Genomic DNA, 23714 nt, shown 5'->3' on the forward strand with positions numbered 1-23714 from the left:
GAGCTTTTATTAGTTAGTTCATGTCTTTATACATTTTTTCTACCAATTGGACTAATCGATGATCATTACTTAGTTCGGAGATCTCCTGAAAAGCCCCTGTAAGTCCTTGGTCCAAAATTTTATCCTGCAGCTCTTTTGCTTCAGTGTCTGATTCATTTTTGTAGCTCAGTGCAGCTGCAATAACAGTTACTAAATATTGCGGGTCCGCTTTCACCCGTTCTAAATATTCAACCGCCGGCCTTACAAGACGGTCTTTCGGTCCAAGCTTCCGAATCGGAGCACGCCCCACACGGGTGACTTCATCCGACAGGTCCGGGTTTAAGAAACGGTTGATGATCTGGTCTATATAAGCCTCATGTTGATTCTTGCCGAAACCATACTTCTCAATCAGGACCGCTCCCGTTTCACTTAGTGCGCCTGCAACCTTTTCCTTGACTCTATGATCGTCCATCGCGTCCTTGATTGTCGAATGTCCATAATAGCTTCCGAGATAGGCCGTCGCTGCGTGACCTGTATTGACTGTAAACAGCTTACGTTCAATATAAGGTGTCAGGTCCTCCACATAGGTGATCCCTTCGACTTCCGGCTGAATTCCTTTGATCGCCGGTGTTTCCACAACCCATTCATAATAAGGTTCAACCTTGACCGTCAACGGATCTTCATTGTGTTGATCCGGCACAATCCTGTCTACGGCTGCATTCGGAAATCCGATCAAATCTTCCAATTGACCCTGCAACGTTTCATCCATGCTTTCAAGCACATGTTGCTTCAATGCTTCAGATCCACCAATCATGTTTTCACAAGCAATGACATTCAAAGGTCCTGCTTGATCTGTGATACGTCTTTCTAATCCTTCTGCCAAAAGCTTTGCGATGACAGGAAGAATGCTAGGTCCAACAGCAGTCGTGACAAGGTCTGCTTGAGCGATGGCAGCCACAACGTCTTGAGGCTGTTTCATACTGTTCAATCCACTGACATTCTTAACCTTAATGGAAGCATCGTCCCCAGCCAACTCCACCAGGTACTGATTGCGTTCATTCAATAGATCGATCAACGTCTCGTTCACATCGACAAAAACAGTCTCGTAACCAGACTGATCAAGAAGCGCGCCGATGAAACCTCGTCCTATATTTCCTGCTCCAAAATGAACAGCTTTCATTTTACTCCACCTCGCTGAACGTCTGGAGAACTTCTTCCTTCGTTTCTGCTGCAATCAATTTTTCAACATTCTCTTCTTCCGAACAAACGATAGCAATCTGAGAAAGGATTTCTAAATGCTCGTTGCCTTTTCCAGCAATCCCAATAAGGAGCTTAACGATATTTCCGTCTCCAAAATCAACGCCTTCTGGTACGGTAACTACAGAAATACCTGTTTCATTGACGGCTTTCTTCGCATCCTCTGTACCATGTGGAATGGCTACGAAGTTCCCCATGAAAGTGGATGTGATTTCCTCACGCTTCAGCATTTCTTCGATGTAAGCTTCATCTACATAGCCTTGTTCATTGAGAATGCCTCCTACATAGCGGATAGCTTCTTCTTTCGTTGCCAAGCTCTTGTTCAATTCGATGTTTTCTTTTTTCAAAATGTTTGTAGACATTATAAAAACTCCCTTATCCTTTTGATTTTAAAAACGTATAAAGTTGGTTGGCTAAATAATGGAGGATGTTCTCCTCCTGTTCTGATTCTAATATCGACGTACACTCTTCATCTTCTATAATGAGAGAACTAATGAAACTCAACGTCTCTAACCCTTCTTGACTCGGTGCTTCAGGTGCGAGCATAAGGAGCATCGTTTTGATGGTCATTTCTTCTCCGTCCATCCCCTGCACCTTCAAAGGCTCAGTCAAGATATGAACCGAAAAGGAAGGCTCGTCAATGGAAGAACTACGAGCATGGTAGAGCGCGAGTTTTGTACCCGGGATCCCAAGACCGCCGACTTTTTCCCTTTCCAGCAAGTGGCGAACAATGCCTTGCACATCAGACACAGCTCCACTTTCTTTTAAATCCCCCACCGCATGTTCCAATGCACGGTCCACATGAGAGGCATCTATGTTTGTCACAACTAGATAATCAAGAAGCTTTCTCATGGTATGAGCATAGCGTTCATAAGCCTCGATGCTTTCTCTTATTGACTGAAACGACTTCTCATCCTGGATCTTTTGTACCATTGCCGGCTTTCTCATTTGCTTCGTCACACGCACACGTCGAATCGCATGCTCAATTTTGTGAATATCCTTTTGAGGTAATACAGGACTCACCTGCACATAATCCTCTATATCCACAAGACGAATGGTTGATATGATTAAATCGTAGTGAGCTCTATCCATTCCTTCAAGATCAAACAGAGAATGGTGTTCAATCTGCTCAATTTCATTGAATTTCTTTTGTAGTTTGGCCGCCAGTATTTTAGCCGTGCCGATACCGCTCGAACAAACGACAAGGACATTAATCCCTGCCACACCTTCCATGTTCAGGAGCGCCGATGCAAAATGCATGACGATAAAGGCGGTTTCTTCACGCGGGAACTGCAATCCTGGAAAAACTTCCTGAAGCGACTTTTCCACTTCTTTGAACAAAACAGGGTAATCTTCTTCCATCTGATCAGTAAATGAATTTTCGATATCCATGTTATGTTGCAAACGGTACACACTAGGTTTCAAGTGGACGACAAGATCATTCAATAAACGATCATACTCGTTGAAATCCATCCCTACACGCCGAGATACTTTAGCGATCAGCTGCTTCGCTTTAAAAGCAATACTCATACTTGAGTCCTCAAGCAAAGAATCTCGATTGTACCTGGCCTTGGCTCCCATCAAATGCATCGTAATATGGCCGGTTTCCGCTTCTGGTATAGAGAGTTGGAACGCGCCGGCTAATTGATCGATCAAGCCTTCCGCAAACGTGTACTCTTTTGTAGAACGAAGCTTTTCCAACTGTGCTTCATCGATATGAATCTTTTCCCCTTGCTGCATACGTTCAATCGCTAAAGCGAGGTGTACGACTAAGGCTATATAGGCACTATCTGCGAGAGGGTACGATAAGTCTTTCCGCAACTCATCGACATGATGTTCGATAAGCGCAAGCGTTTCTTTATTTATGATGTCCAGCAACTGTGTGGATAAAGAATCTTCTACCGTCTGATTCCCTTCCTGGATGTTCTGTCTTACCATGGAGAAAAAATCAGGCTCGTTCATGTGGGTCATAATCAATTGGCTGATGGCTTCTCGAATGCCGGATTCATCTCCGACTACTTCAACACCGTAGCCCCTTTTTCTAACAAGTTCTAATTGAAAGTCCTTGAGGTGTTCTTCAATCTTATCAAGGTCATGACTGATCGTTGCTACCGTGACACCAAGATCATTTGCAATCGCCACAAGCTTGACAGGTTCACGAGTTTCCAAGAGTTTAGATAAAATTAACACATGCCTCTCTTCCGGCGTATAATCCACCGAAGCTTGCTTCCTCAACTCCATTTTCAGCGTTTTCATCTTATTCAAAGGTCCTTTTATCAAAAGGACGCCCCCGGATTCTTTCTCGAGTGACAACTCCATTTCGCCCAGGAGATCTTCCAACCCTTTCAAATCCCGATGCACCGTTCTTGTGCTGATATCGAGTTCTTTGGCCAATTGTTTTACGGTCACTTGCTCTTCCTGACCAAGCAGGCGATCTAAAATTTTTCTTTCACGACCTGTCACATACATCCCTGATCCACCTCCTTCAAGGACAAGATTTAACAACTATGGTTTCTATACTTCTATGATAGGTTGCATCGTAAGGGTTTTCAATGATTAGAAAAGTCATCTTCGTCACACGATCTGTGACAAAATTTAATAACCTATCCTTATTTTTAAAAATGGCATGACGATCTAGATAATCAACGCGGGTCGCATGTATCAAAGGTTTTTGAACATTTATCGGGTTTCATGCATTTATCCGTGGCTTTTGGTCATTTATCGGTGAATTTCCTACGTTTATCAGCGGGTTTTTGTCATTTATCGGTGAATTTGACATCTAATCAGACCCTTGAACTCTTATTAGCAATTTCAGTACTATTAGCAGCTTTAAAAGTTCGAAGCTTGAAAAAGAATACAAAGGCCCGATCGCAGGATCAGGCCTTTAGAGTTGTTATTCAGATTTAAGTTCGTTTACGAGTTCATCATACTTCGGACTATTCAAGAAATTGTCAACAGAGATGTGGTGAGCACCTGGTACTCTTTGTACCGCACGTTCCGTCAAGTCTTTGTGAGTGATGACGATATCAACATCACTTGGAAGATCGTTGATCGCCATATTCGTTACATCGATTTGGATTCCAGCTTTCTTGAACTTGTTCTTCAGGAGAGACGCTCCCATCGCACTGGATCCCATTCCCGCATCACAAGCAAAGATGATTTTATCGACATGGCTGCGGTCTACAGAAGGAACGACATCTGTGTTTCTTTCTGAAACCTCTTCATTCACTTCTTCTTTTTGCTCTCCTTGTTGAGAATTCAACTGTCCAGAAACAGAGCTCTTCTTCCCTTTCATTTCTTCCATTTTAGCTGTAGCTTCGTTCAAATTCTCTTCCTCGTCATTTTTGCTGAATTTAAGGATGAAGGAAGCGACTAGGAATGATGCTAGTGTCGCAAGAAGAACACCTGCAATGACACCAAGGTGATCCCCTCTGGCTGTCAATGGCATAAGAGCAACAATACTTCCTGGAGAAGGAGTCGCCGTCAAACCGACACCGAAAGCGACGAACGTTGTTGTTCCGGTTACACCACCGGCGATGGCTGCTAAAATCAAAGCCGGCTTCGACAAGATGTACGGGAAGTAGATTTCGTGAATACCACCAAAGAAGTGGATGATGGCAGCCCCTGGTGCGGTCTGACGGGAAATTCCTTTTCCAAAGATACTGAAGGCCAAAAGAATTCCGAGTCCAGGACCCGGGTTTGTTTCAAGTAAGAATAAAATCGATTTTCCGATTTCCTGTGTCTGATCCACAGCGATTGGACTTAAAATCCCGTGGTTGATGGCATTGTTTAAGAATAAGATTTTCGCTGGTTCTATGAAGATGTTAACAAGCGGCAATAATCCCGCATTGACTAACGCTTCAACAGCAGAACCTAAAACATTTGTCAGTCCTGACATAATCGGTCCAATAATGTAATAACCGATGATTGCAAGAATCGCTCCCACAATTCCAGCAGAGAAGTTGTTGACAAGCATTTCGAAGCCCGACTTGACCTTGCCTTCAAAGAGCTTATCCACCCATTTGATGGCTAGACCACCTAGGGGACCGATGAGCATCGCGCCAAGGAACATTGGGATCTCCGCTCCGACGATGACCCCCATCGTAGCTGTCGCACCTACGACACCTCCGCGAAGTCCATGGACCAACCGTCCACCTGTAAAACCGATGAGTAGGGGCAGCAAGTAGGTGATCATCGGACCAACCATTTCTGCTAAATCTTCATTAGGAATGTATCCATCTGGAATAAATAAAGCCGTTATAATACCCCATGCAATAAATGCTCCAATGTTCGGCATGATCATTCCACTTAAAAAGCTTCCAAACCGCTGAACACGAGCTCTTGCACCTGTTTGTTTTTTCTCACTCATGAGATTTCCTCCTCGTCTCGTTTGTTCTCTTTTTTCTGTACTTTCATAATAAAGCGGTTACACCCCTATGCTCAAGACAATCTAAATGCAGCTTTGTCATAGAAGACGTGACAAATCTAAAAAAGGCTGAAAAAACGGAAGAAACGCCGGTCACAAACTATGACCGACGTCCTTTTCAATCTCTTCTTTTTTTCAAGCCTGCCTTTATTCCTTTTGCTATCCAATGGTGAACGAAAAGGGCCGCACCGATTCGAAGAAAGCTTTCGAATTGAATCAGAAAAAGAGATATGAGTGATTCATAAACTCCCCAAGTCATTAGAACGGTCAGTGTAGAGGACATGAAACCGTGCAAGATGGACTCGCGAGAAAAGTATTCCAAGTGAGTGAGCATGGTAAAACCAGTGAACAAAGAAAGACTTCCAACCCACTGTTTCCCACACCATAGATGATTAAATAAAGCGAAGATAATCAGGATGAATGCACCACTAAATAAAACGGCTCTCTCAGAAAGGCGCTTTTTCATCCAGACTCTTTTTTCTTATTCATGAGCTGTTCAATGTAAGGTTCAATACCTGTCCATTTGCTGATCAATTTCAGCATCAGCAAAAAGAAAATCCCTTCCAGGGTCACCCCTTTCACCGTATCCGCAGATAACCACTGCTCATAAATGGTGATCGGAACCATATCAATGAATTCGGAAAAAGCAAAAGTTAATCCAAAAGCAAAAACCAGAAGGCCGAAACCCTTCCATATGGGATCCACACCTAAAAACCAGAGCAAGTAAACCACCAAGCCTATAGAGATGATTATGACCTGCTTCCCAAACTGAAGGTGAGTCCCTGTCAAAATGCCACCAATAATCATCATAGCGATAGAGAAAAATACCGCTATAAGTAAATGCTTTTCGTTCTTTCTTAAATGATGAATAAGCTTTTTCATACGTTACCTCCCCGCAAAAATACCGGTCTCCATTTTATCGCTCGACCGTGAGTGAGAACAATGGAATCATTCTCCACCCTTTTACTCATAACTTCTATTGCGATAACGCAAAATAAGACAAACAAGGAGGAAAAGATATGAACGTTGCGCAACTATTAATCAAATGCTTAGAAAACGAAGGCGTCGAATATATCTTCGGTGTGCCAGGAGAAGAAAACATCGATGTCATGGATGCCCTTCTAGACTCTTCCATCCAGTTCATTACGACGCGTCACGAAACAAGTGCCGCCTTTATGGCCGGCACCTACGGAAGGCTGACGGGCAAGCCCGGCGTCTGTCTGGCCACGCTCGGGCCGGGGGCGACCAACCTTTTGACTGGTGTGGCCAATGCGAACATGGACCACTGCCCGCTTATCGCGATTACGGGTCAGGCGGGGCTCAACCGTCAACACAAGATCTCGCACCAGTACTATGACCTTGTAGACATTTACGCTCCTGTAACCAAGTGGAACGCACAAATTAAAACAGGAGAAATTGTCCCGGAAGTTGTTAGAAAAGCGTACCAGTTGGCGATGCAGGAAAAACCAGGAGCGACCCATATTGATTTACCTGAGGACGTGGCGAGCATGGAAGTATCAGCTGAGCCTCTTCCGATTACCGGTCATTCTCTTCCACAAGCTGATGAAAAAGTCATCAAGGAAGCGGCGGAACTTCTCACCAAGGCAGAAAAACCTTTGATTTTAGCAGGGAATGGAATCACTCGGGAACAAGCGACAGATGAACTACAAGCGTTAGCTGAAAAAGCGCAAATCCCAGTCGTTCACTCTTTCATGGGAAAAGGTGCCCTGTCCTGGAAACACGAACTTAGTCTTCTCACAGCTGGACTAAGTGGAAAAGATCATATCACCTGTGGTTTTCAAAAAGCTGATCTAATCATTCCAATCGGTTTTGATATGGCAGAAACACCGCCGCAAAACTGGAATCCGACCGGGCAAACCCCAATCTTGCATATCGATACGGAGGAAGCAGAGATTGATGCGTACTACCCTGTCTCCCTGAACGTTGTCGGAAACATCAAAGAGAACTTAAAACAACTGACAGAAGCTGTTTCGGAAAAAGAGAGAAATCTTGACTGGGCCGCTTCCATCCGTAAAAACGTACTGGCAGACTTTGAAGAACATCAAGAGGATCAAGCTTTTCCTATCAAACCGCAAAAAATCATTGCGGATTTACGAAACGCCATGAGAGATGAAGACATCGTCATCTCAGATGTCGGCGCACACAAAATGTGGATGGCCCGTATGTATCATACATCCAAGCCCAACACTTGCCTGATATCCAATGGACTTGCTTCTATGGGAGTAGCGGTTCCAGGAGCGATTGCAGCCAAAATGGCCGCTCCGAATCGTAACGTAGTCGCTGTTTGCGGAGACGGTTCTTTTCTTATGACAGGTGCAGAACTCGAAACCGCGGTAAGGCTGAACCTGCCGATCATCATTCTCCTTTGGAGGGACGATGGCTACGGGCTGATTGAATGGCACCAAATGAAAAAATTCGACCGTCCATCGAACATTGAATTTGGCAACCCGGACTTTATCAAACTCGCTCAGTCTTTCGGCATGGAAGCTTTACGTGTCGACCAAACCCAAGATCTGCAGAAAGCTCTGGACCAAGCGATTTCCATGAATAAACCTGTCTTGATCGACTGCCCTGTCGACTACAGCGAAAACATGAAACTGACGGAAAAACTAAAAAATATCACATGCGAATGAGGTGAAATCATGAAAATCGGATCAATTATCAACGGTGAAGAATTTCGCGAAGATGACCGCGAGACGATGACGGTCAAAAGTCCTTACAATGCGGAGGTTTTTGCGGATCTGGCCTTAGCTAAAGAAGAAGACTTAAACAAGGCGATCGACATCAGCTACGATACATTTCATCAGACGATGAAGAAAATGGCTGCTCATGACCGGGCGGACATTCTTTTGAAAGCATCCCAACTTTTGGAGGAGCGCCAGGAGGAATTTGCTGAAGCTATTACTAAGGAAGCAGGGAAACCTTTACAGTATAGTCAGGGTGAAGTGCAGCGTTCGATTCAAGTCCTCCGTTTTGCGGCAGAAGAAGCCAAGCATATCGAAGGAAAAGTCATTCCGATGGATGCAGCGATCGGTGGAGAAAACCGGGTCGGTTTCACGAAGCGGGTGCCGCTCGGGGTCGTCGCGGCAATCACACCCTTTAATTTTCCGTTGAACTTAACATTGCATAAAGTCGCACCAGCTATTGCAGCCGGCAACACGATCGTATTAAAACCAGCGGAGAAAACGCCGGTATCCGCCTACAAACTCGTGAAGCTTCTCCATGAGGCGGGACTACCAAAGGGGGCTATTCACTTGCTGCTTGGAACTGGAAAAGAAATCGGAGACCCCCTTGTGAAGCATGATAAAATCCACAAGGTAACGTTTACCGGAAGCCTGCCCGTAGGACGCACGATCCGCGAGAATGCAGGTTTTAAGAAAGTGACGCTCGAGCTCGGTTCCAACAGTCCTAATATTCTTTTTGAAGATGCCGACCTCGACTATGCCGTTCCAAGTTTAGTTAAAGGCGCATTTGCCTTTTCAGGACAGGTGTGTATCTCCGCGCAGCGAATTTATGTGCATCAGAATATCTACGATCGCTTCTTAAAGGCGTTCATAGAAAAGACCGAAGAACTGAAGATCGGTGATCCGATGAGCGAAGAGACGGATTTTGGTCCGATGATCAATGAGGATGAAGCGAAACGCGCCAAAATGTGGATTGATGACGCCGTGGAAAATGGAGCAAAAATTGAAACCGGGGGCAAGCGTGAGGGCTCTTTATTAAGCCCCACCATCCTGACTGATGTGAAAAGCGATATGAAAATCATCGCTGAAGAAGTATTCGCTCCGATTGTATCAGTCATTCCATTTTCATCTGAAAACCAAGTGGTTAGTCAATCAAACGACTCTATCTATGGTCTCCAAGCAGGTATTTTCACAAGAGACATTGATCGAGCCTTTCGTGTAGCCGATCAGCTGGAAATGGGTGGTGTCTGGATCAATGAAATGTCCACTTATCGGCAGGACAACCACCCTTATGGAGGCGTAAAGCAAAGCGGAATTGGACGAGAAGGTGTCCAATATGCGGTGGAAGATATGACAGAATTGAAGTTTTACGGCATTCGACTAAATGGATAAACGAAAAACAGTCGCCCTGGTAGGACGACTGTTTTTTAATGATTTTCTTTTTCTCCAATCCAACCACGGGCATCCATCGCTTTTACCAAATGCTTGATACCTACCATATAGGCTGCATCACGCATCCGACACCCTTTTTCCTCTTTCATTTCAATCACCTTCTCAAACCCTGAGAGCATCTTTTCTTCCAGCTGCTTGTTCACTTCGTCCACTTTCCAATAATAATTCATGTTGTTCTGCACCCATTCAAAATAGGAAACTGTTACTCCGCCGGCATTACAGAGGATATCAGGGATGACGAAAATCCCTTTCTCTTCAAGAATTTGGTCCCCTGCTGGAGTTGTTGGTCCGTTTGCGGCCTCGGCCAGGATTTTTGCTTGAATCGTCGGGGCCGTCTCTTCCGTAACCTGATTTTCAACTGCTGCCGGAATAAGAATATCTACCGGAAGGCTGAACATTTTCTCGTTTGTGATCGGTTCTGCTTTTTCATAAGAAGAAGCATACTGATCCCCACCGTTCGTATAAGCTAGCAAATCAGGGATATCCAATCCGCCTTCTTTGTAAATTCCGCCTTTAGCATCCGTCACAGCTACAATTTTCACACCTAATTCATGCAAGAACTTAGCCGTCATACTTCCTACGTTACCAAACCCTTGAATGGCGGCTGTCGCTTCTCCCATTTCAATTCCGAGGACTTTACACGCTTCACGAATTGTGAAAACTACCCCTCGTCCCGTGGCTTGAAGACGACCGAGTGATCCTCCGAGAACCACTGGTTTTCCTGTCAGCATGCCAGGAATGTTATATCCCCGGAGCTGATCGAATTCGTCAATCATCCATCCCATGACTTTAGGGCTTGTGTTGACGTCAGGAGCAGGGATATCCTTCTGAGGACCAATGATCGGAGTGATTTTTTTAATGTAATTGCGACTTAACTGCTCCAACTCGCGTTCGGAAAGTTGTTCAGGGTCCACAATGATGCCACCCTTACCACCACCAAATGGTAGATCTATGATTGCAGCCTTCAAGGACATCCATATAGAGAGCGCCTTCACTTCATCTAGATTGACATCCGGATGAAAACGGATCCCGCCCTTCGTAGGTCCAAGGATATCCATATGCTGAGACCGATATCCCGTGTAATTCTCAATTCGTCCATCATCCATTCTTACAGGGATCGAAACTTCAAAAACGCGCATCGGCTTCTTCAACAAATGGTAGATGTTCTCATGAAGACCGAGTGTCTCCACCGATTCCTTCAGTAACCCCTTAACGATTTCATAAGGATTATGTCCATGCGTCATAATATCCGATTCCACTTTATCGTACTTTTCCTTACCCATATTCCCACCTCATCTATTCCATATTTTTCTACACCAGGTCTTACATTTTCCTCCTGACCAGGTCATACAATTATTTCCAATTCATTACACTTGATTATTATCTGGATCGTATGACAATTGATCATCATCTTCATCTGATTCAATGATCACTTCTGTGACCCCACGCTGACTCAGGATTTTCTTCTCAATACCATCGAGGACGCGATCCACTTGCTCGATCGACATATCCGGATCGAACTCAAGCTTCAGTTCCACATGCAGCTCTTCTCCCTCTTTCATGACCATCAGCTTTTGTATGTCCTGTACTTCAGGATGTTCAAATACGAATTCACCGATTTTCTTTTCCATTTCTTCATCCGCTACCCCAAGTACACCTGCTGCATTGTCTAAGAAGATTCGACCGACCACATAAAACAGCATCAATCCGATGATGACAGAAGCATAGCCTTCAGCTGTATGAAAAGGGGTATAAGTTGCAATTAAGATCGAGATCATCGCAATCAAAGCACCTGATGTAGCCACCATATCCTCCAGGAAAACCAACTTCGTAGCAGGTTTTGCTTCTCCGATGTTTGCCAAACTTACTTTTACAACCTCCATGCCTTTGACATTCTCCTGTCCGATATCTTGGACGACTTCTTTCATTGCTTTGTACAACACAAAAGACTCAAGAATTGCAGCAACTCCAAGTACAGTCAAGTTCAGCCAAAGCCAGGATCCTGCTTCTGGAGGATGAAGGATGTGATGAATTCCTTCTTTGATCGTTTCGTATGCCAATATGCCGACGATGATGACAGCACCAAGCAATACAAGGTTTACAAGTCGGGCAAACCCATTCGGAAATTTATCGGTCGGTGCTTTTTTACTAAGAGCTGAACCGATGAATACAAAGAATTGGTTGGCCATGTCACCAATGCTGTGCATCATTTCCGCAAACATCGCCACATTACCTGTAATGAAATAGGCAATGCCTTTGATCAACGCAATAGTCCCGTTAATGATGCTCGCCCATAAAGCCGGTTTATTGCCTTTTTTCAACAAGACGAATAGCTCTTTCATCCCTTACCCCTTTCCATCCCCAGCTTCTCTCCATAGTTTCTCAAGATCGAGCGGAAATCATTCCATAAAATGTCTGACCAGGTCTTACATATTCTTCCGTACCAGGTCTTACATTTTATTCCATTAAAAATCATAAAAAAAAGCACCCCATTATGGGATGCCATTTTTTGTGATGGTTTAGAAAGAAACAGCTGCCGATGCGGCTTCTTCCAGGCCATCTTCAATAATTTTTTCCGCGCGATCAGGGAATTGGTTATGACCTTCGACCACAAGTGTCGTGATATCTTCGATTCCCCAGAATTGCAGGATATTTTCCACGTAATTAACGGCCATCTCAGCAGATTTTGCTGGTCCTTCAGAGTAAACACCACCACGGGCATTCAAGATGGCCACCTTTTTATCAGGAAGCAATCCGACAGGTCCTTCCTCTGTATAGCGGAACGTTTGTCCAGCTTGTGCCAGGTAGTCGAAATACGTGTGGAGGACAGCAGGAATGGTAAAGTTCCATAGCGGAAATGCAAATACAACTTTGTCTGCAGCTAGGAACTGATCCAAGTATGCTGTTACCGTATTTGTCGCTTCAATTTCAGCTTGAGTAAGCTCCATGCCTTTGGAAAGCTTGAACATACCATTAATTTTATCATTGTCATAGTAATCAAGGCTTTCCTCGAACAAATCCAGTTCTTCTATTTCGTGATCCGGGTGAACCTTTTTATAGTTATCCAAGAATGTGTGGTAAAGTTTGACGCTCACAGACTGCTCCATCGGTCTGGAATTCGCTTTTACGAAAAGTACTTTTGTCATCGTGTGAACCTCCATTTATATAAAATTAGTTGTTGTAGCAACCTAAAGTTATGAGGTTAAACCTAATGATAGCTGTTAGAACGTGGATATAGGTTTTATGTCCGTAATTCAAGATGTTGCTACACAAACTATTCAACGTGATCTATGTTATAAACTTATCATCTACTTGTCAATCCACAAGGCTCGGAACATGGAAAATCCTCCAAATGTAACATTTTTACAAAAAGAGGTTTTCACTTCTCTCTATGCGGTTATATAGCTTATGTGCGCACAACTAAAACCAATTTCGAAAGGATGTATTTCTAAATGGCTGATCGTTTCAAGACTGGTGAACAAGCTCCAGAAGCAGGTACTTACGAATTTGATGGTTTAGTGGATGGTCGTAAAAATAATGATGTAACAGAGGATGAGAAACATATCGAGTTGAGCAATGGAGATACGTTCCCACCTCTTCGCTCCAGTAAAGAAGCAGCTTACTGGAAGAAAGCATAATCTACACACAACACATAGAAAAGTCCTGGACATCCCCCTGCCCAGGACTTTTCGTCATTTTTTCTTACCATTAATCACCTTTAATGTCGGCGCTTGTTTTTCATCTGGCTGACGTTCAAAGGACGTAATCGTCGCCCCAATTCCAATTGTGAGTGAACCATCTGACTCCACACGGAACAACGTACCGGGCTCTTTAACGCGGACGGATTGGACATTGTGTCTGGCAAACACCTGCTGCAAGTCACCAATCAATTCATCTTTTCCATATGTGAAACCCATTTTGTCACTCCCTAAATGATCCTCTATTACTAGTAGGATATGTAAAAAGAGAGACAAACATGCCCATGAATTCCAAGAGCTTTCTTACGCGTTCGCATCATTCATAGAGGGACATTTCATCACGCGCCATATATAACTCAAGCGCTCTTAGATGAGTGGCTTTCGCTCTCTGCTGGGTCCGCTCTTTCACCTCAGGATAATTTTCTGCTTCTACATAATCCGCGAGGACATCAATGACGTCATCTAACAACTTGGCCTTAAAATAAAGCCTCATGCGCTCAACTACCTGCTTTCCTGCAAGGTCTCTTACTTTCTCCTCCCAAATCGGCCAGTCTTTACTATAAACCCAAGGCCAGAGCAAGGAAGCATTTGCTAAGATTTCACCCTGCCACGCCTGCCCCTTCCATGTGTCTCCTTCAAAAAACTCAAACACAAGACCATAGGGGTGACCAGGGATGACTTCTTCATGGATTTCCATGAGCAGCTTCGGAACATGATAATTTTCTGTCAAATACTCGTGAATATGTGCCCACTGCTTCAGCCTTGCTATATGATCCTTTTTAACAAACTTTACATGCAAGCACTTCTCCCCATCCGAGATTTGATAGGACTGATTGACAAACCCTCCAGGATTCCATATGTACTGAATAGTGATGTTTTCTGAATCCAAACCAAGTCCTGCTTTTTGTGCCCATTCTTCCAAAGATCTCTCTAGTCTCTGATCAGTCACAGTTATTCCCCCCTTTCTCTCTAGATTCGCTTCTCCACTTAAAATTCCTTGCTGAAATCAATGGATTGACATATCGAAAATCATCGATTAGTATGGGCCTATGAAAAACTACGTAGACATTTTCAAAGTGTTGGCCAACGAAAAGAGATTGGATATGCTGCAATGGTTAAAAGAGCCAAAAGCCCATTTCGACAAGCCGACGGCTCATTTATCCAAGAACATCAGTGAAAAGGGAGGCGTGTGTGTTGGAGATATACAGGAAAAAGCCGACATGTCACAATCAACGGTCTCTCACTATCTCTCCATGATGCAGAGTGCCGGACTTCTAGAATCCGAGCGCCACGGAAAATGGACGTACTACCGTCGGAATGAGGCTGTCATTCAAGAGGTAGCTGAATTTCTAAAGAAGGAGCTGTAAGGCTCTTTTTTTAGCGTAAACATATCGACAATTAGAGATATGTAGATATGAAAGGGGTTGTGTATATGAAAGCATGTATTTATCTTTTCGCACTATTTGCAGGAGTTTCTTTAAGCATTGAAGGAGCCATTTATGGAGAGCTTGGAGAAACCGTAGGAAAATTAGAAAGCAGCTTTTATAATTTTTTCGTCGGTTCCATTATTTTAGGAATTGTTCTTCTTTTCTTAGGTCATGGGTCTTTGAGTCACACATTCAAAGCTCCCAAATGGCAGTTAAGCGGAGGTTTTCTGGGCGTGATCTATCTGACAATTTTAATTTTCGCCATTCCAATCGTGGGAGTAGGTGCTGCGATGATCAGCGTAATCGTCGGTCAGTTAGCGATGAGCATGGTTATCGAACATAAAGGATGGTTGGGCAGCAAGGCGAACAAAGTAAAAAAAGAAAAAGTGATGGCCGTCCTGCTTATGACCATTTCTTTGTTTTTAATCTTTTCGTAGGAGGTATTTGAAATGGCTATTCTATTGTTATTGGCCGCAGTACTTGGAGGCACGATGCTAAGTGCACAATCTTCGATCAATGGTTCCCTTAGTACAAAAGCAGGCACTTATGAAACCACTTTTCTTACATTCATTACCGGAGCCCTGATTTTATTCCTTCTCGTCTTGTTTTTTGGTGATGGTGAGATCGGTTTAATATTAGAAGCTCCAAAATGGCAGTTGAGTGCTGTATGGTTTGGCGTGGGCTATTTGTTTCTAACCGTACTTGCTGTGCCCCAAATCGGTGTAATCGCCACAAACATCTCAACGATCATCGGGCAATTAGGGGCTGGCATTATGATCGACCATTACGGATGGTTTGGAGGAAATCAAATCCTCTTTGATTGGAAAAGGGGACTGTCATTTCTTCTCATGCTCATCGCCCTCCGCTTCATTTATATCGCAGACAAAAAACAAGTAAAGGGTGGCTGATTGTACCACCCTTTCTCTCATCAATGAACCATTCCTTTCTTCTGATATTCTTGAGACTTTATCAATTGGATACTTTGTCCATGATCAGACTATTCACATATACCCAAAACCTGAGCATGAAAAGTAAGCCGTCGCTTCTTTTTCCTTACTAAATCCTTTAGAAAAGGACTAAATGAGCACCCTACAGGTCGACAACCCAATCAAAAGTCTCCCCTCTCTCCCCCTCCTTCTAATGAATCATTTAACATTATGTCAATTGTCAGACAATTATGAACTTGATATAGTTAGTTCAAACAAGGAGGAGATCCAACTTGAAGATCAATCAAAAAAGATTTCAGGAACACATCGAAACCCTAGCCAAAATCGGAAAGATTGGAGAAACCGGCGTCTGCCGCCTCGCACATTCAAAAGAAGATCGTGAAGCGGTCGATGTTGTCCGTCTTTGGATGGAAGACGCCGGACTAGATACACATATCGATGGATTTGGAAACTTAGTTGGTCGCATCGAAGGAAAAGAAAAAGACAAACCGATCCTCATGTTAGGATCCCACATCGACTCCCAGCCTTATGGAGGACGTTTTGACGGAACGTTAGGTGCTTTAGGCGCGATTGAAGTTGTACATACGATGAAAGAAGAAGGCATTACCCCCAACCGATCCATTGAGGTCATCTGTTTTGCTGACGAAGAAGGGTCAAGGTTCAATAAAGGCGTTTTCGGCGTCCGTGGAATCATCGGCCAGCTAGAAGAAGGCGAACTCGAACGCAAAGATAAAAATGGGGTGACCCGCTTAGAGGCTCTCAGAGAATTCGGCGTGGAACCGGATTTAAGCCAAAGTCCTGTTTACAAACCTGGAGATATTGAAGCTTTTCTTGAACTTCATATTGAACAAGGACCTGTCCTCGAATCGCAGGACAAGCCCGTTGGAATCGTATCGGCCATATCCGGTCCGATCTGGTTGACGGTGACTCTTGAAGGTTTTGCTGGCCACGCAGGATCCGTGCCAATGAACTTGAGACAGGATGCGTTTCTCGGAGCCTCCATTATTACAAAAGAGTTTAATGAACTTGTCCGCAATGAAGGCACGCCGAATACAGTCGGTACCGTCGGCAGTGTCCAGACTTTCCCGAACTCCCGCAACATCATCCCTGAAAAAGTCGAGTTCACGATTGACCTTCGCGATATAGACTTGGATGCCCGCACAAAACTTGAAAAGAAACTGTACGAAATCATCGAACGCACGAGCAAAGAACTCAACCTCGAGTACTCCATCAGTGAAGACACACGCAGTGATCCACGCTATTGCGCAGACTGGATCAAAGACATCATGAAAACAGAAGATGAACAACTCGGTTACGATTCACCAACCTTGATGAGCGGACCTTTTCACGATGCCTTATTCATGTCCTACATCAGTGATTACGGTATGATTTTTGTCCGTTGTGAAAAAGGCATCAGCCACAACCCGTTGGAGTTTGCCGAAATGGAGGACATGGAAAAGGGCGTGGAACTTCTTTATCACACAGCGATGAAGATCGCTCAGTCTTAAATGGAGGGAGATGAAATGAAAGCAACCAAAGTATTCATTAATGGAGAAGTCATCACCTCCGATCAGTCAGGCACCGTTCATGAAGCCCTCGCTGTCAAAGGAGAGCGCATTCTCCAAGTTGGAACGACGCCCGACATCATGGAACGGTGCGATGCTCATACAGAGATCATTGATTTGAATGGGAAAAGTCTGCTTCCTGGATTCAACGATGCCCATGCCCACCTCGAGTTGTACGGTACCAATCAACTCGGCATCAACCTGAAGCATGAGGATTCCATAGAATCTATCATTGAAAAACTTCAAATGCGGGCTGAGGAAACACCCTCTGGAGAATGGGTCCGCGGCTGGGGTTACAATCAGAACGCACTGCTCGAGGATCGTCATTTAACCAAATGGGATTTGGACAAAGTGTCCACGTCCCATCCCATCATTGTCGTACGAACTTGCGGTCATATTTCATGTGTGAACAGTAAAGCTCTGGAAATGGCAGGTCTCACGTCACAAACACCTAACCCTCCCGGTGGAACCTATCAAAGAGAAAATAAGGAACTTACCGGTCTATTGCTGGAAGCCGCCCATATGGAGATGTTCCAGCTTGCCGATTATTCAGAAGCAGAGGTAATGCTCGGACTGCAAATAGCCTCGGATCATTTTTTAAAAAACGGGATAACGAGTGTCCATGATGCAGGTGGATACGGCACCAAACACATCCGTTATTTACAAAAGGCTGCTCAAGAAGGAAAGATTACACAGCGACTCTATGTCATGTATGGTTCCCTCTACGATTCTCCATCCGTTGTCAAAGCTGGTGTAGAGAGCGGAATCATGACAGGACTCGGAGACGATACATTTAAAGTCGGCCCTGCGAAAGTTTTCATCGATGGAAGCAGCAGCGGTCCGACATGCAAAACCCGTGACCCATATACGAGTAATCCGAATGATTCTGGCATTCTATATATGAATCAAAACAAGTTGGACCGACATCTCCTACCCGCGCATAAACAAGGATGGCAGATCACGGCACACGCCATGGGGGATGAAGCTGTACATATGCTGCTGACCACAATTGAGCGAGCGCTCACTCATAGTGGGAATATTAACCACCGGCACAGGCTTGAGCATGCAGGAATCACTCCCCCTGACCTTGTAGAAAGGATAAAAGCGACCCGGGCTGTCCCTATACCAAACCCTGCTTTTCTTTACGAATTCGGGGATGGATATATCAACGATTACGGTCACAGAGTCCACCACTTCTTCCCCTTAAAAAGTTACGTGGATCAGAACATTCCGTTTGCCATCGGCTCTGATAGCCCGATTACAACGGTGAATCCGATGATCGGCATCCACGCAGCCGTCAATCGGACAAGCAAACACGGCCACCCTGTCGGGCAAAACCAATCCATTACGGTCGAAGAAGCGATCCGTGCTTATACATGGGCAGGGGCCTATGCCAGTGGTGAGGAAGATTTAAAAGGAACCTTAGAACCAAACAAGTACGCGGATCTTGTCATTCTCGATCAATCCATCTTGCATTGCCCTTCTCAGCAACTTAAGGACATCCAAGTAGAAATGACAATTCTGAATGGAGATATCGTGTATGAAAAACAAAAGGAGGATGCCCATTGACTAAGCAAAAGTTTATTAAAATTTACTGTCTTTCTTTAACCATCCCATTTTTACTTCTCGTCTTCCCGTTGTTCTCCATCGCCAACAGGGAAACCCCATTCATTATCGGTTTACCTTTTTCAGTATTCTGGGTCATTTTTTGGATCGTCGTTACATTCATCATCGTTTTATTCCTGTACAAAATCGACCCTGACAAAGACGAAAAGGAGGTCCACTAAATGGCACAATGGCAAATTGCAATGATCATGATGATCGGTTATCTCGTCGTCGCTTTATTCATCGGAGTTTTAGCTGGCCGTAACCAGGACAAAAGTTCACTAGAAGAGTTCACCACAGCTAAAGGAAACCTCGGGCTGTTCGTCATGTGGTTCCTCATGGGTGGAGCGGTCTTCAGTGCCTTCTCCTTCCTTGGCGCACCAGGATGGGCCTTTTCCCGTGGTGCACCTGCTTTGTACATCATCACCTATACCGCCTTCGCCATCTTACCTTGGTATATCATTGGTCCGAAAATCGGTGCCATCGGCCGCAAACACAACATTTATACAGTCGCCGGATTTTTACAATTGCGCTACTCCAGCCGTGTGATCGCCATGATTATCGGAATCGTTGCTTTACTAGCCTCTATCCAGTACTTGGCCACACAAATGAAAGGGATGGCCTATATTTTCAACATCATGACAGAAGGACGGATTCCTTTTTGGCTTGGTGCGCTGCTTTCTTACGGAATCGTTGTCGTTTACGTAGCCACAGGAGGACTACGTGCTGCTGCCTGGTCGGATGTATTCCAAGGGATTCTCATGATCGTCATATCCTGGACGGTCGGGCTTACGATCGTCAATCAGCTTCACGACAGTGTGCCGAACATGTTCCGTAATTTGACCCAGGACAACCCGGGCTTTCTGCAAATCGGTGCCGAAGGTTCAACGATGTCCACGATGGCCTACACCACAACCATTCTGGTATCAACCATCGGGTTTCTCATGTGGCCGCACTTGTTTTCAAAATCCTATGCCACAAAAGCACGTACCATCAAGAAAACCGTGCTCGTCTATCCGATGTTTGCCTTGTTCCTAATCCCACTTCTGTTTGTCGGGTTCTCTGCTGTCAACGTCATCCAATCCGACCAAATCGGTTCACCGGATGAAATTCTGCCCTACCTGATTACAACGGTTCTTACATTGCCTGGCTGGGTCTATGGCCTTGTCGGTGCTGGTGCGCTTGCTGCAGCCATGAGTACCGCAGATGCCATCACGCACAGTGCATCCCTTGAGTTTACAGATGGTTTGATCCGCAACGTGAAAAAGGACCTTTCATCGAAAGCCACGCTCTTAATCATGAGAATCGGCGTATTTGTCATCGGTGGACTCGCCTATTTCATTACTGTCTTTGGTGGCCAGGGATTAATTGCCCTCCTCCTCGGAGCCTACGGATCAATCGTCCAATTCGCCCCGGGGGTGTACGGTGCTTTATACTCGAAAAAAATCACCGCTCCCGCTGTCATTACAGGGCTAATCTCGGGTACTGTCGTCAACTACTACTTCCAGCTTGTCGCAGACGCTCCACCATTGGATATTAATCCTGGTATCCTCGGCTTAATCGTCAACGTTGGACTCGTCGTCCTGATCAGTGCTTTTTCTCAAGGAAAAGAAATGCCAATGGCAGAGGAATATAGAAAAATCGGTTCATAATAAATAGGACGCTGAGTTTACTAAACTCAGCGTCCTTTTTCATGAATAATCAAGCGGGGGCAATCTCTGCAAAGATAAACATCAAGAAGAGGGACCCGAAAAGAATAGCCCTTGTGACTTTGATAGGACAAGGGTGCTTGCTTACACCCTCAACCTTATCCAACCCGTCTCTTTGGGAAAGTCCCCACGAGTCAATATTCTCCCTTCGATCCATTGCCTGTAGGCTGTCATGGTTCCATCATGCGTAACGACAAAAACGCGGTCTTTCCCTTGTTGTTTACACCATTGAATCAGTTCAGAAGCCACATCCCCAAAATCCTCTTCAGGGATTTCGTTAATCCCCTCTTTCCATCGTTCACCAATCAAGTGAAAGTCCGAAAATTCAGCAGACACCTGTTTTTCACCTAATGTCCGATCGCAAGGTAGAGTAGTCCATTCCTTCTTCTGTGGAAACATCCGAGGACCGACGGCAGGGGAAACAAATCTCCTGCATGGAATGCCTTCACTCCAGATATCAGCCGTTTGTAAAGTTCTTACCGTCGGGCTTGCGATAAGTAGATCATCAGAAGACAGCGGCCATGTTTCTTGTAATTCCTTTGCTTGGCTTTCTCCACCTTTGGTTAAAGCCGGACGGGGGATATGTAATCCATCCGGCTTTTTTGTATGTTCCCCTTCCCCATGACGCACAAATATAAGCTCCATGATTATCCTCCTTTTATGATCCTTTCAATCCAAGATTCCTTACATGGCTAAGGATTGTATATACAAGAAAGTACATCCAGGCACACCCGATGATAAAAGCGGTAACCATAAGCTCCTCTCCCCTTTCTAGTGAGGAAGTAACCATGACCACCCCACTTAGGCCAAGACTTATGAGCGTATAATAGGAAAAGCTTTGCCACCATTTTTGTCTATGCCGTGCACGGGCGATGAAAATAGATAAAGGAATTCCTAAGAAGAGATAAACAGGGAACGCGAACAAAAACATAGGAGTTGAAACATCCCCTTCACCAGTCAAAAATAAGTTTACCGTCATTGATAGAATGATGGATGAAAAGAAAGCAGCAAGAATCGCCCTATAAATGCTCATCAGCATCCCCCCATCCTGACTTTTTGAACGTAAAGTTATTTCCCGAGCAATATTTATCCATACTGTAACACAGCCTATGATTTGTTTTCTAACAAAAAAAGGATGGAGCCTCCTCCACCCTTTTTGGTATTTAAGCACTCCACAGTTTTTGGAACACGTGTTTCTGAATGTCCGCATGCCGTTTTACCGTCAATAAGCTAAACAGGATGTAAGCCAGCAGACTCAAAAGTACGGGCAGGACGACTGTATGCATTCCGAACGCCTGCGGCATAAAGCTATGAAATAGGATATAGCTTCCTACCCCTGTCAAAATAGAAGCAATGGCTCCACTGGCATTGCCTTTTTTCCAGTAAAGTCCCATGATGACAGGCCAAATGAAAGCTGCTTCCAGCCCGCCGAAAGCAAATAAGTTCAACCAGATCAGTAAATCCGGTGGCTGAACCGCCATAGCAAATACGAGAATTCCAATAACAGCGGTGACGGAGATACTTAGTCTCTTCACCTTCTTCGCACTTGCCTCGGGATTTACATAGTTCAAATATACATCTTTCACCACCGCTGAACTGACAAGCAGGAGGAGAGAATCAACGGTCGACATGATGGCGGCCATCGGAGCAGCGAGCACAATTCCTGCCAGCCAGGCGGGCAGCACCTCCATTGCAATTCGCGGCATGACCGTATCTCCGACTTCAATTCCAGGGAGGACAGGTCTTGCAAAGACACCTGTCAAGTGCATACCGAGCATGATGACACCGACCACAACAGTACCGATAATCAAAGCCCTGTGCATCCCGCGTGAGCTTTTATAGCTCATGGCACGGACAGCGACTTGCGGGAGACCGACTACACCGACACCCACAAGAATCCAGAAGGACGATACATACACTGGCGTAAGGGAACGATCCGCTCCGTACGGTGAAATCAAGTCCGGGTTCTCTGCAGCAAGATCGGAGATGATGCTCTCAATTCCGCCTCCTGCGATAATCGTCCCGACCAAAATGATCATTGTACCAAAAAACATGATAATGCCCTGCACAGTATCTGTTATCGCAACAGCACGAAACCCACCGATAATCACATATACAAGCACGGAAACAGCAAAAATGAACAAGGCTGCTGTGTAGGAAAGGCCTGTAAATGATTCAATCAGCCGTGCGCCTCCGACCCACTGGGCCGCCATCGCCGAGAACAAGAAAATGATAATACTTGCAGCAGATAGGATGACTACCCACTTACTCTGATAACGTTCCTTCAAGAAATCGACAAGCGTGACCGCACGAATTTTTCTTGCCATGATGGCGAACTTCTTTCCAAGTACCGACAGGACAAAATAACCTGTCGCAAGCTGTGTCATGGAAAGCAAAACCCACCCAAGCCCGACGGTGTAAGCAACTCCAGGCCCTCCCACAAAGCTGCTTGCACTTCCATAAGTAGCGACCATCGTCATCGCTAGAATGAATCCACCAAGCTGACGACTTCCCAAAAAATATTCCTGCAGGAAATCCGCACTCGACTTTAAGTATTTCGAAGCATAAAAGCCAATAAAAAATATGATGACCAAAAATAGTAACAGCGGTATAACAACGCCCCAATTCATTTCTCATCCTCCTCATCCAGCGGTACTTCTTTAAACAAAAATTTGACCGCAAGAATCACGAGAAGAAAGATGAGGACTGTGACGGCGATACAACTATAAAAAAACCAGGCGGGAAAACCAAAAATGTAGTCATACTCCTCAACGGGCCCGGATCCCATGCCATAGGCAAACCCATACCAAAGAATAAAGTTTACAATAACAAGCACGACTCCGATCAGCGCCTCTTTATTCGCAATTTTGTACCGCGGATCTTCCATCCGCTTATCTTGATGATTCATAGAATATTCCCCCTTGACCATCCAAATGTCTAGTTA

Annotated in this window: 25 protein-coding genes; 10 read left to right on the forward strand and 15 right to left on the reverse strand. The window is 44.8% G+C overall.

Annotation, left to right across the window (positions count from 1 at the left end):
• Nucleotides 1–13 precede the first annotated feature (13 nt).
• The 6 genes from K2225_RS04760 to K2225_RS04785 form a co-directional block, all read right to left on the reverse strand.
• The gene (locus K2225_RS04760; RefSeq protein WP_220583710.1) at nucleotides 14–1159 is read right to left on the reverse strand and encodes a mannitol-1-phosphate 5-dehydrogenase; all 1146 of its coding nucleotides are present in this window, start codon (nucleotides 1157–1159) and stop codon (nucleotides 14–16) included.
• A gap of 1 nt (nucleotide 1160) precedes the next feature.
• A complete protein-coding gene (locus tag K2225_RS04765; RefSeq protein ID WP_146813884.1) occupies nucleotides 1161–1598 on the reverse strand; it encodes a PTS mannitol transporter subunit IIA in 438 nt (145 codons plus the stop codon).
• Nucleotides 1599–1611: 13 nt separating this feature from the next.
• On the reverse strand, nucleotides 1612–3705 hold the full coding sequence (locus K2225_RS04770; RefSeq protein WP_220583711.1) for a BglG family transcription antiterminator: 2094 nt from the start codon (nucleotides 3703–3705) through the stop codon (nucleotides 1612–1614).
• 424 nt (nucleotides 3706–4129) lie between these two features.
• Entirely contained in the window at nucleotides 4130–5605 is a 1476-nt protein-coding gene (locus K2225_RS04775) for a PTS mannitol transporter subunit IIBC (protein ID WP_220583712.1), read from the reverse strand.
• A 175-nt stretch (nucleotides 5606–5780) separates the two neighbouring features.
• A complete protein-coding gene (locus K2225_RS04780; protein ID WP_220583713.1) occupies nucleotides 5781–6128 on the reverse strand; it encodes a hypothetical protein in 348 nt (115 codons plus the stop codon).
• Nucleotides 6125–6544, reverse strand: a complete 420-nt coding sequence (locus K2225_RS04785; RefSeq protein ID WP_220583714.1) for a hypothetical protein — start codon at nucleotides 6542–6544, stop codon at nucleotides 6125–6127. The genes K2225_RS04780 and K2225_RS04785 overlap by 4 nt, the downstream gene beginning before the upstream one ends.
• Before the next feature lie 137 nt (nucleotides 6545–6681).
• On the opposite strand from K2225_RS04785, the gene K2225_RS04790 reads away from it, so the two are divergent.
• Nucleotides 6682–8316, forward strand: coding sequence for an acetolactate synthase large subunit (locus K2225_RS04790; protein ID WP_220583715.1), 1635 nt, complete (start codon nucleotides 6682–6684; stop codon nucleotides 8314–8316).
• A gap of 9 nt (nucleotides 8317–8325) precedes the next feature.
• A complete protein-coding gene (locus K2225_RS04795) occupies nucleotides 8326–9759 on the forward strand; it encodes an aldehyde dehydrogenase family protein (RefSeq protein WP_220583716.1) in 1434 nt (477 codons plus the stop codon).
• A gap of 35 nt (nucleotides 9760–9794) precedes the next feature.
• Here K2225_RS04795 and K2225_RS04800 read toward each other — a convergent pair whose 3' ends face one another.
• The 3 genes from K2225_RS04800 to K2225_RS04810 form a co-directional block, all read right to left on the reverse strand.
• Complete coding sequence (locus K2225_RS04800) at nucleotides 9795–11102, reverse strand: Glu/Leu/Phe/Val family dehydrogenase (protein ID WP_255574211.1); 1308 nt, start codon at nucleotides 11100–11102, stop codon at nucleotides 9795–9797.
• Between the two features lie 84 nt (nucleotides 11103–11186).
• Nucleotides 11187–12161: a cation diffusion facilitator family transporter gene (locus K2225_RS04805; protein ID WP_220583717.1), complete on the reverse strand. Its 975-nt coding sequence runs from the start codon at nucleotides 12159–12161 to the stop codon at nucleotides 11187–11189.
• 177 nt (nucleotides 12162–12338) lie between these two features.
• A complete protein-coding gene (locus tag K2225_RS04810) occupies nucleotides 12339–12965 on the reverse strand; it encodes an FMN-dependent NADH-azoreductase (protein ID WP_220583718.1) in 627 nt (208 codons plus the stop codon).
• 306 nt (nucleotides 12966–13271) lie between these two features.
• Between K2225_RS04810 and K2225_RS04815 the strand changes: the two genes are divergently transcribed.
• Nucleotides 13272–13457 carry a YjzC family protein gene (locus K2225_RS04815; RefSeq protein ID WP_220583719.1) on the forward strand — a complete coding sequence of 62 codons (186 nt, stop codon included), beginning with the start codon at nucleotides 13272–13274 and terminating at the stop codon, nucleotides 13455–13457.
• Between the two features lie 54 nt (nucleotides 13458–13511).
• Here K2225_RS04815 and K2225_RS04820 read toward each other — a convergent pair whose 3' ends face one another.
• On the reverse strand, nucleotides 13512–13736 hold the full coding sequence (locus K2225_RS04820) for a hypothetical protein (RefSeq protein WP_146813904.1): 225 nt from the start codon (nucleotides 13734–13736) through the stop codon (nucleotides 13512–13514).
• 97 nt (nucleotides 13737–13833) lie between these two features.
• Nucleotides 13834–14466, reverse strand: a complete 633-nt coding sequence (locus K2225_RS04825; RefSeq protein ID WP_220583720.1) for a hypothetical protein — start codon at nucleotides 14464–14466, stop codon at nucleotides 13834–13836.
• A 100-nt stretch (nucleotides 14467–14566) separates the two neighbouring features.
• On the opposite strand from K2225_RS04825, the gene K2225_RS04830 reads away from it, so the two are divergent.
• The 7 genes from K2225_RS04830 (at nucleotide 14567) to K2225_RS04860 (ending at nucleotide 20713) form a co-directional block, all read left to right on the forward strand.
• A complete protein-coding gene (locus K2225_RS04830; protein WP_220583721.1) occupies nucleotides 14567–14884 on the forward strand; it encodes an ArsR/SmtB family transcription factor in 318 nt (105 codons plus the stop codon).
• Between the two features lie 65 nt (nucleotides 14885–14949).
• Nucleotides 14950–15381, forward strand: coding sequence for a DMT family transporter (locus tag K2225_RS04835; RefSeq protein WP_220583722.1), 432 nt, complete (start codon nucleotides 14950–14952; stop codon nucleotides 15379–15381).
• A gap of 12 nt (nucleotides 15382–15393) precedes the next feature.
• On the forward strand, nucleotides 15394–15852 hold the full coding sequence (locus K2225_RS04840) for a DMT family transporter (RefSeq protein ID WP_220583723.1): 459 nt from the start codon (nucleotides 15394–15396) through the stop codon (nucleotides 15850–15852).
• 311 nt (nucleotides 15853–16163) lie between these two features.
• Nucleotides 16164–17399 (forward strand): Zn-dependent hydrolase, encoded by a 1236-nt coding sequence (locus K2225_RS04845; RefSeq protein ID WP_220583724.1) that lies wholly within the window; start codon nucleotides 16164–16166, stop codon nucleotides 17397–17399.
• Nucleotides 17400–17414: 15 nt separating this feature from the next.
• Nucleotides 17415–19025 carry an amidohydrolase gene (locus K2225_RS04850; RefSeq protein ID WP_220583725.1) on the forward strand — a complete coding sequence of 537 codons (1611 nt, stop codon included), beginning with the start codon at nucleotides 17415–17417 and terminating at the stop codon, nucleotides 19023–19025.
• Nucleotides 19022–19243 (forward strand): DUF3311 domain-containing protein, encoded by a 222-nt coding sequence (locus K2225_RS04855; RefSeq protein WP_146813912.1) that lies wholly within the window; start codon nucleotides 19022–19024, stop codon nucleotides 19241–19243. Before K2225_RS04850 ends, K2225_RS04855 begins: the two co-directional genes overlap by 4 nt.
• On the forward strand, nucleotides 19244–20713 hold the full coding sequence (locus K2225_RS04860; protein ID WP_220583726.1) for a sodium:solute symporter family protein: 1470 nt from the start codon (nucleotides 19244–19246) through the stop codon (nucleotides 20711–20713). It abuts the gene before it with no gap.
• A 141-nt stretch (nucleotides 20714–20854) separates the two neighbouring features.
• On the opposite strand, the gene K2225_RS04865 is transcribed toward K2225_RS04860, so the two are convergent.
• From K2225_RS04865 to K2225_RS04880, 4 genes are all read right to left on the reverse strand, one after another.
• Nucleotides 20855–21415 (reverse strand): histidine phosphatase family protein, encoded by a 561-nt coding sequence (locus K2225_RS04865; RefSeq protein WP_220583727.1) that lies wholly within the window; start codon nucleotides 21413–21415, stop codon nucleotides 20855–20857.
• 13 nt (nucleotides 21416–21428) lie between these two features.
• Entirely contained in the window at nucleotides 21429–21803 is a 375-nt protein-coding gene (locus K2225_RS04870) for a hypothetical protein (protein ID WP_220583728.1), read from the reverse strand.
• Between the two features lie 130 nt (nucleotides 21804–21933).
• The gene (gene panF / locus K2225_RS04875; RefSeq protein ID WP_220583729.1) at nucleotides 21934–23400 is read right to left on the reverse strand and encodes a sodium/pantothenate symporter; all 1467 of its coding nucleotides are present in this window, start codon (nucleotides 23398–23400) and stop codon (nucleotides 21934–21936) included.
• The gene (locus K2225_RS04880) at nucleotides 23397–23678 is read right to left on the reverse strand and encodes a YhdT family protein (protein WP_255574216.1); all 282 of its coding nucleotides are present in this window, start codon (nucleotides 23676–23678) and stop codon (nucleotides 23397–23399) included. Before K2225_RS04880 ends, panF begins: the two co-directional genes overlap by 4 nt.
• Nucleotides 23679–23714: the final 36 nt, after the last annotated feature.

The organism is Halobacillus sp. Nhm2S1, assembly GCF_019599545.1.
Lineage (GTDB): Bacteria > Bacillota > Bacilli > Bacillales > Halobacillaceae > Halobacillus.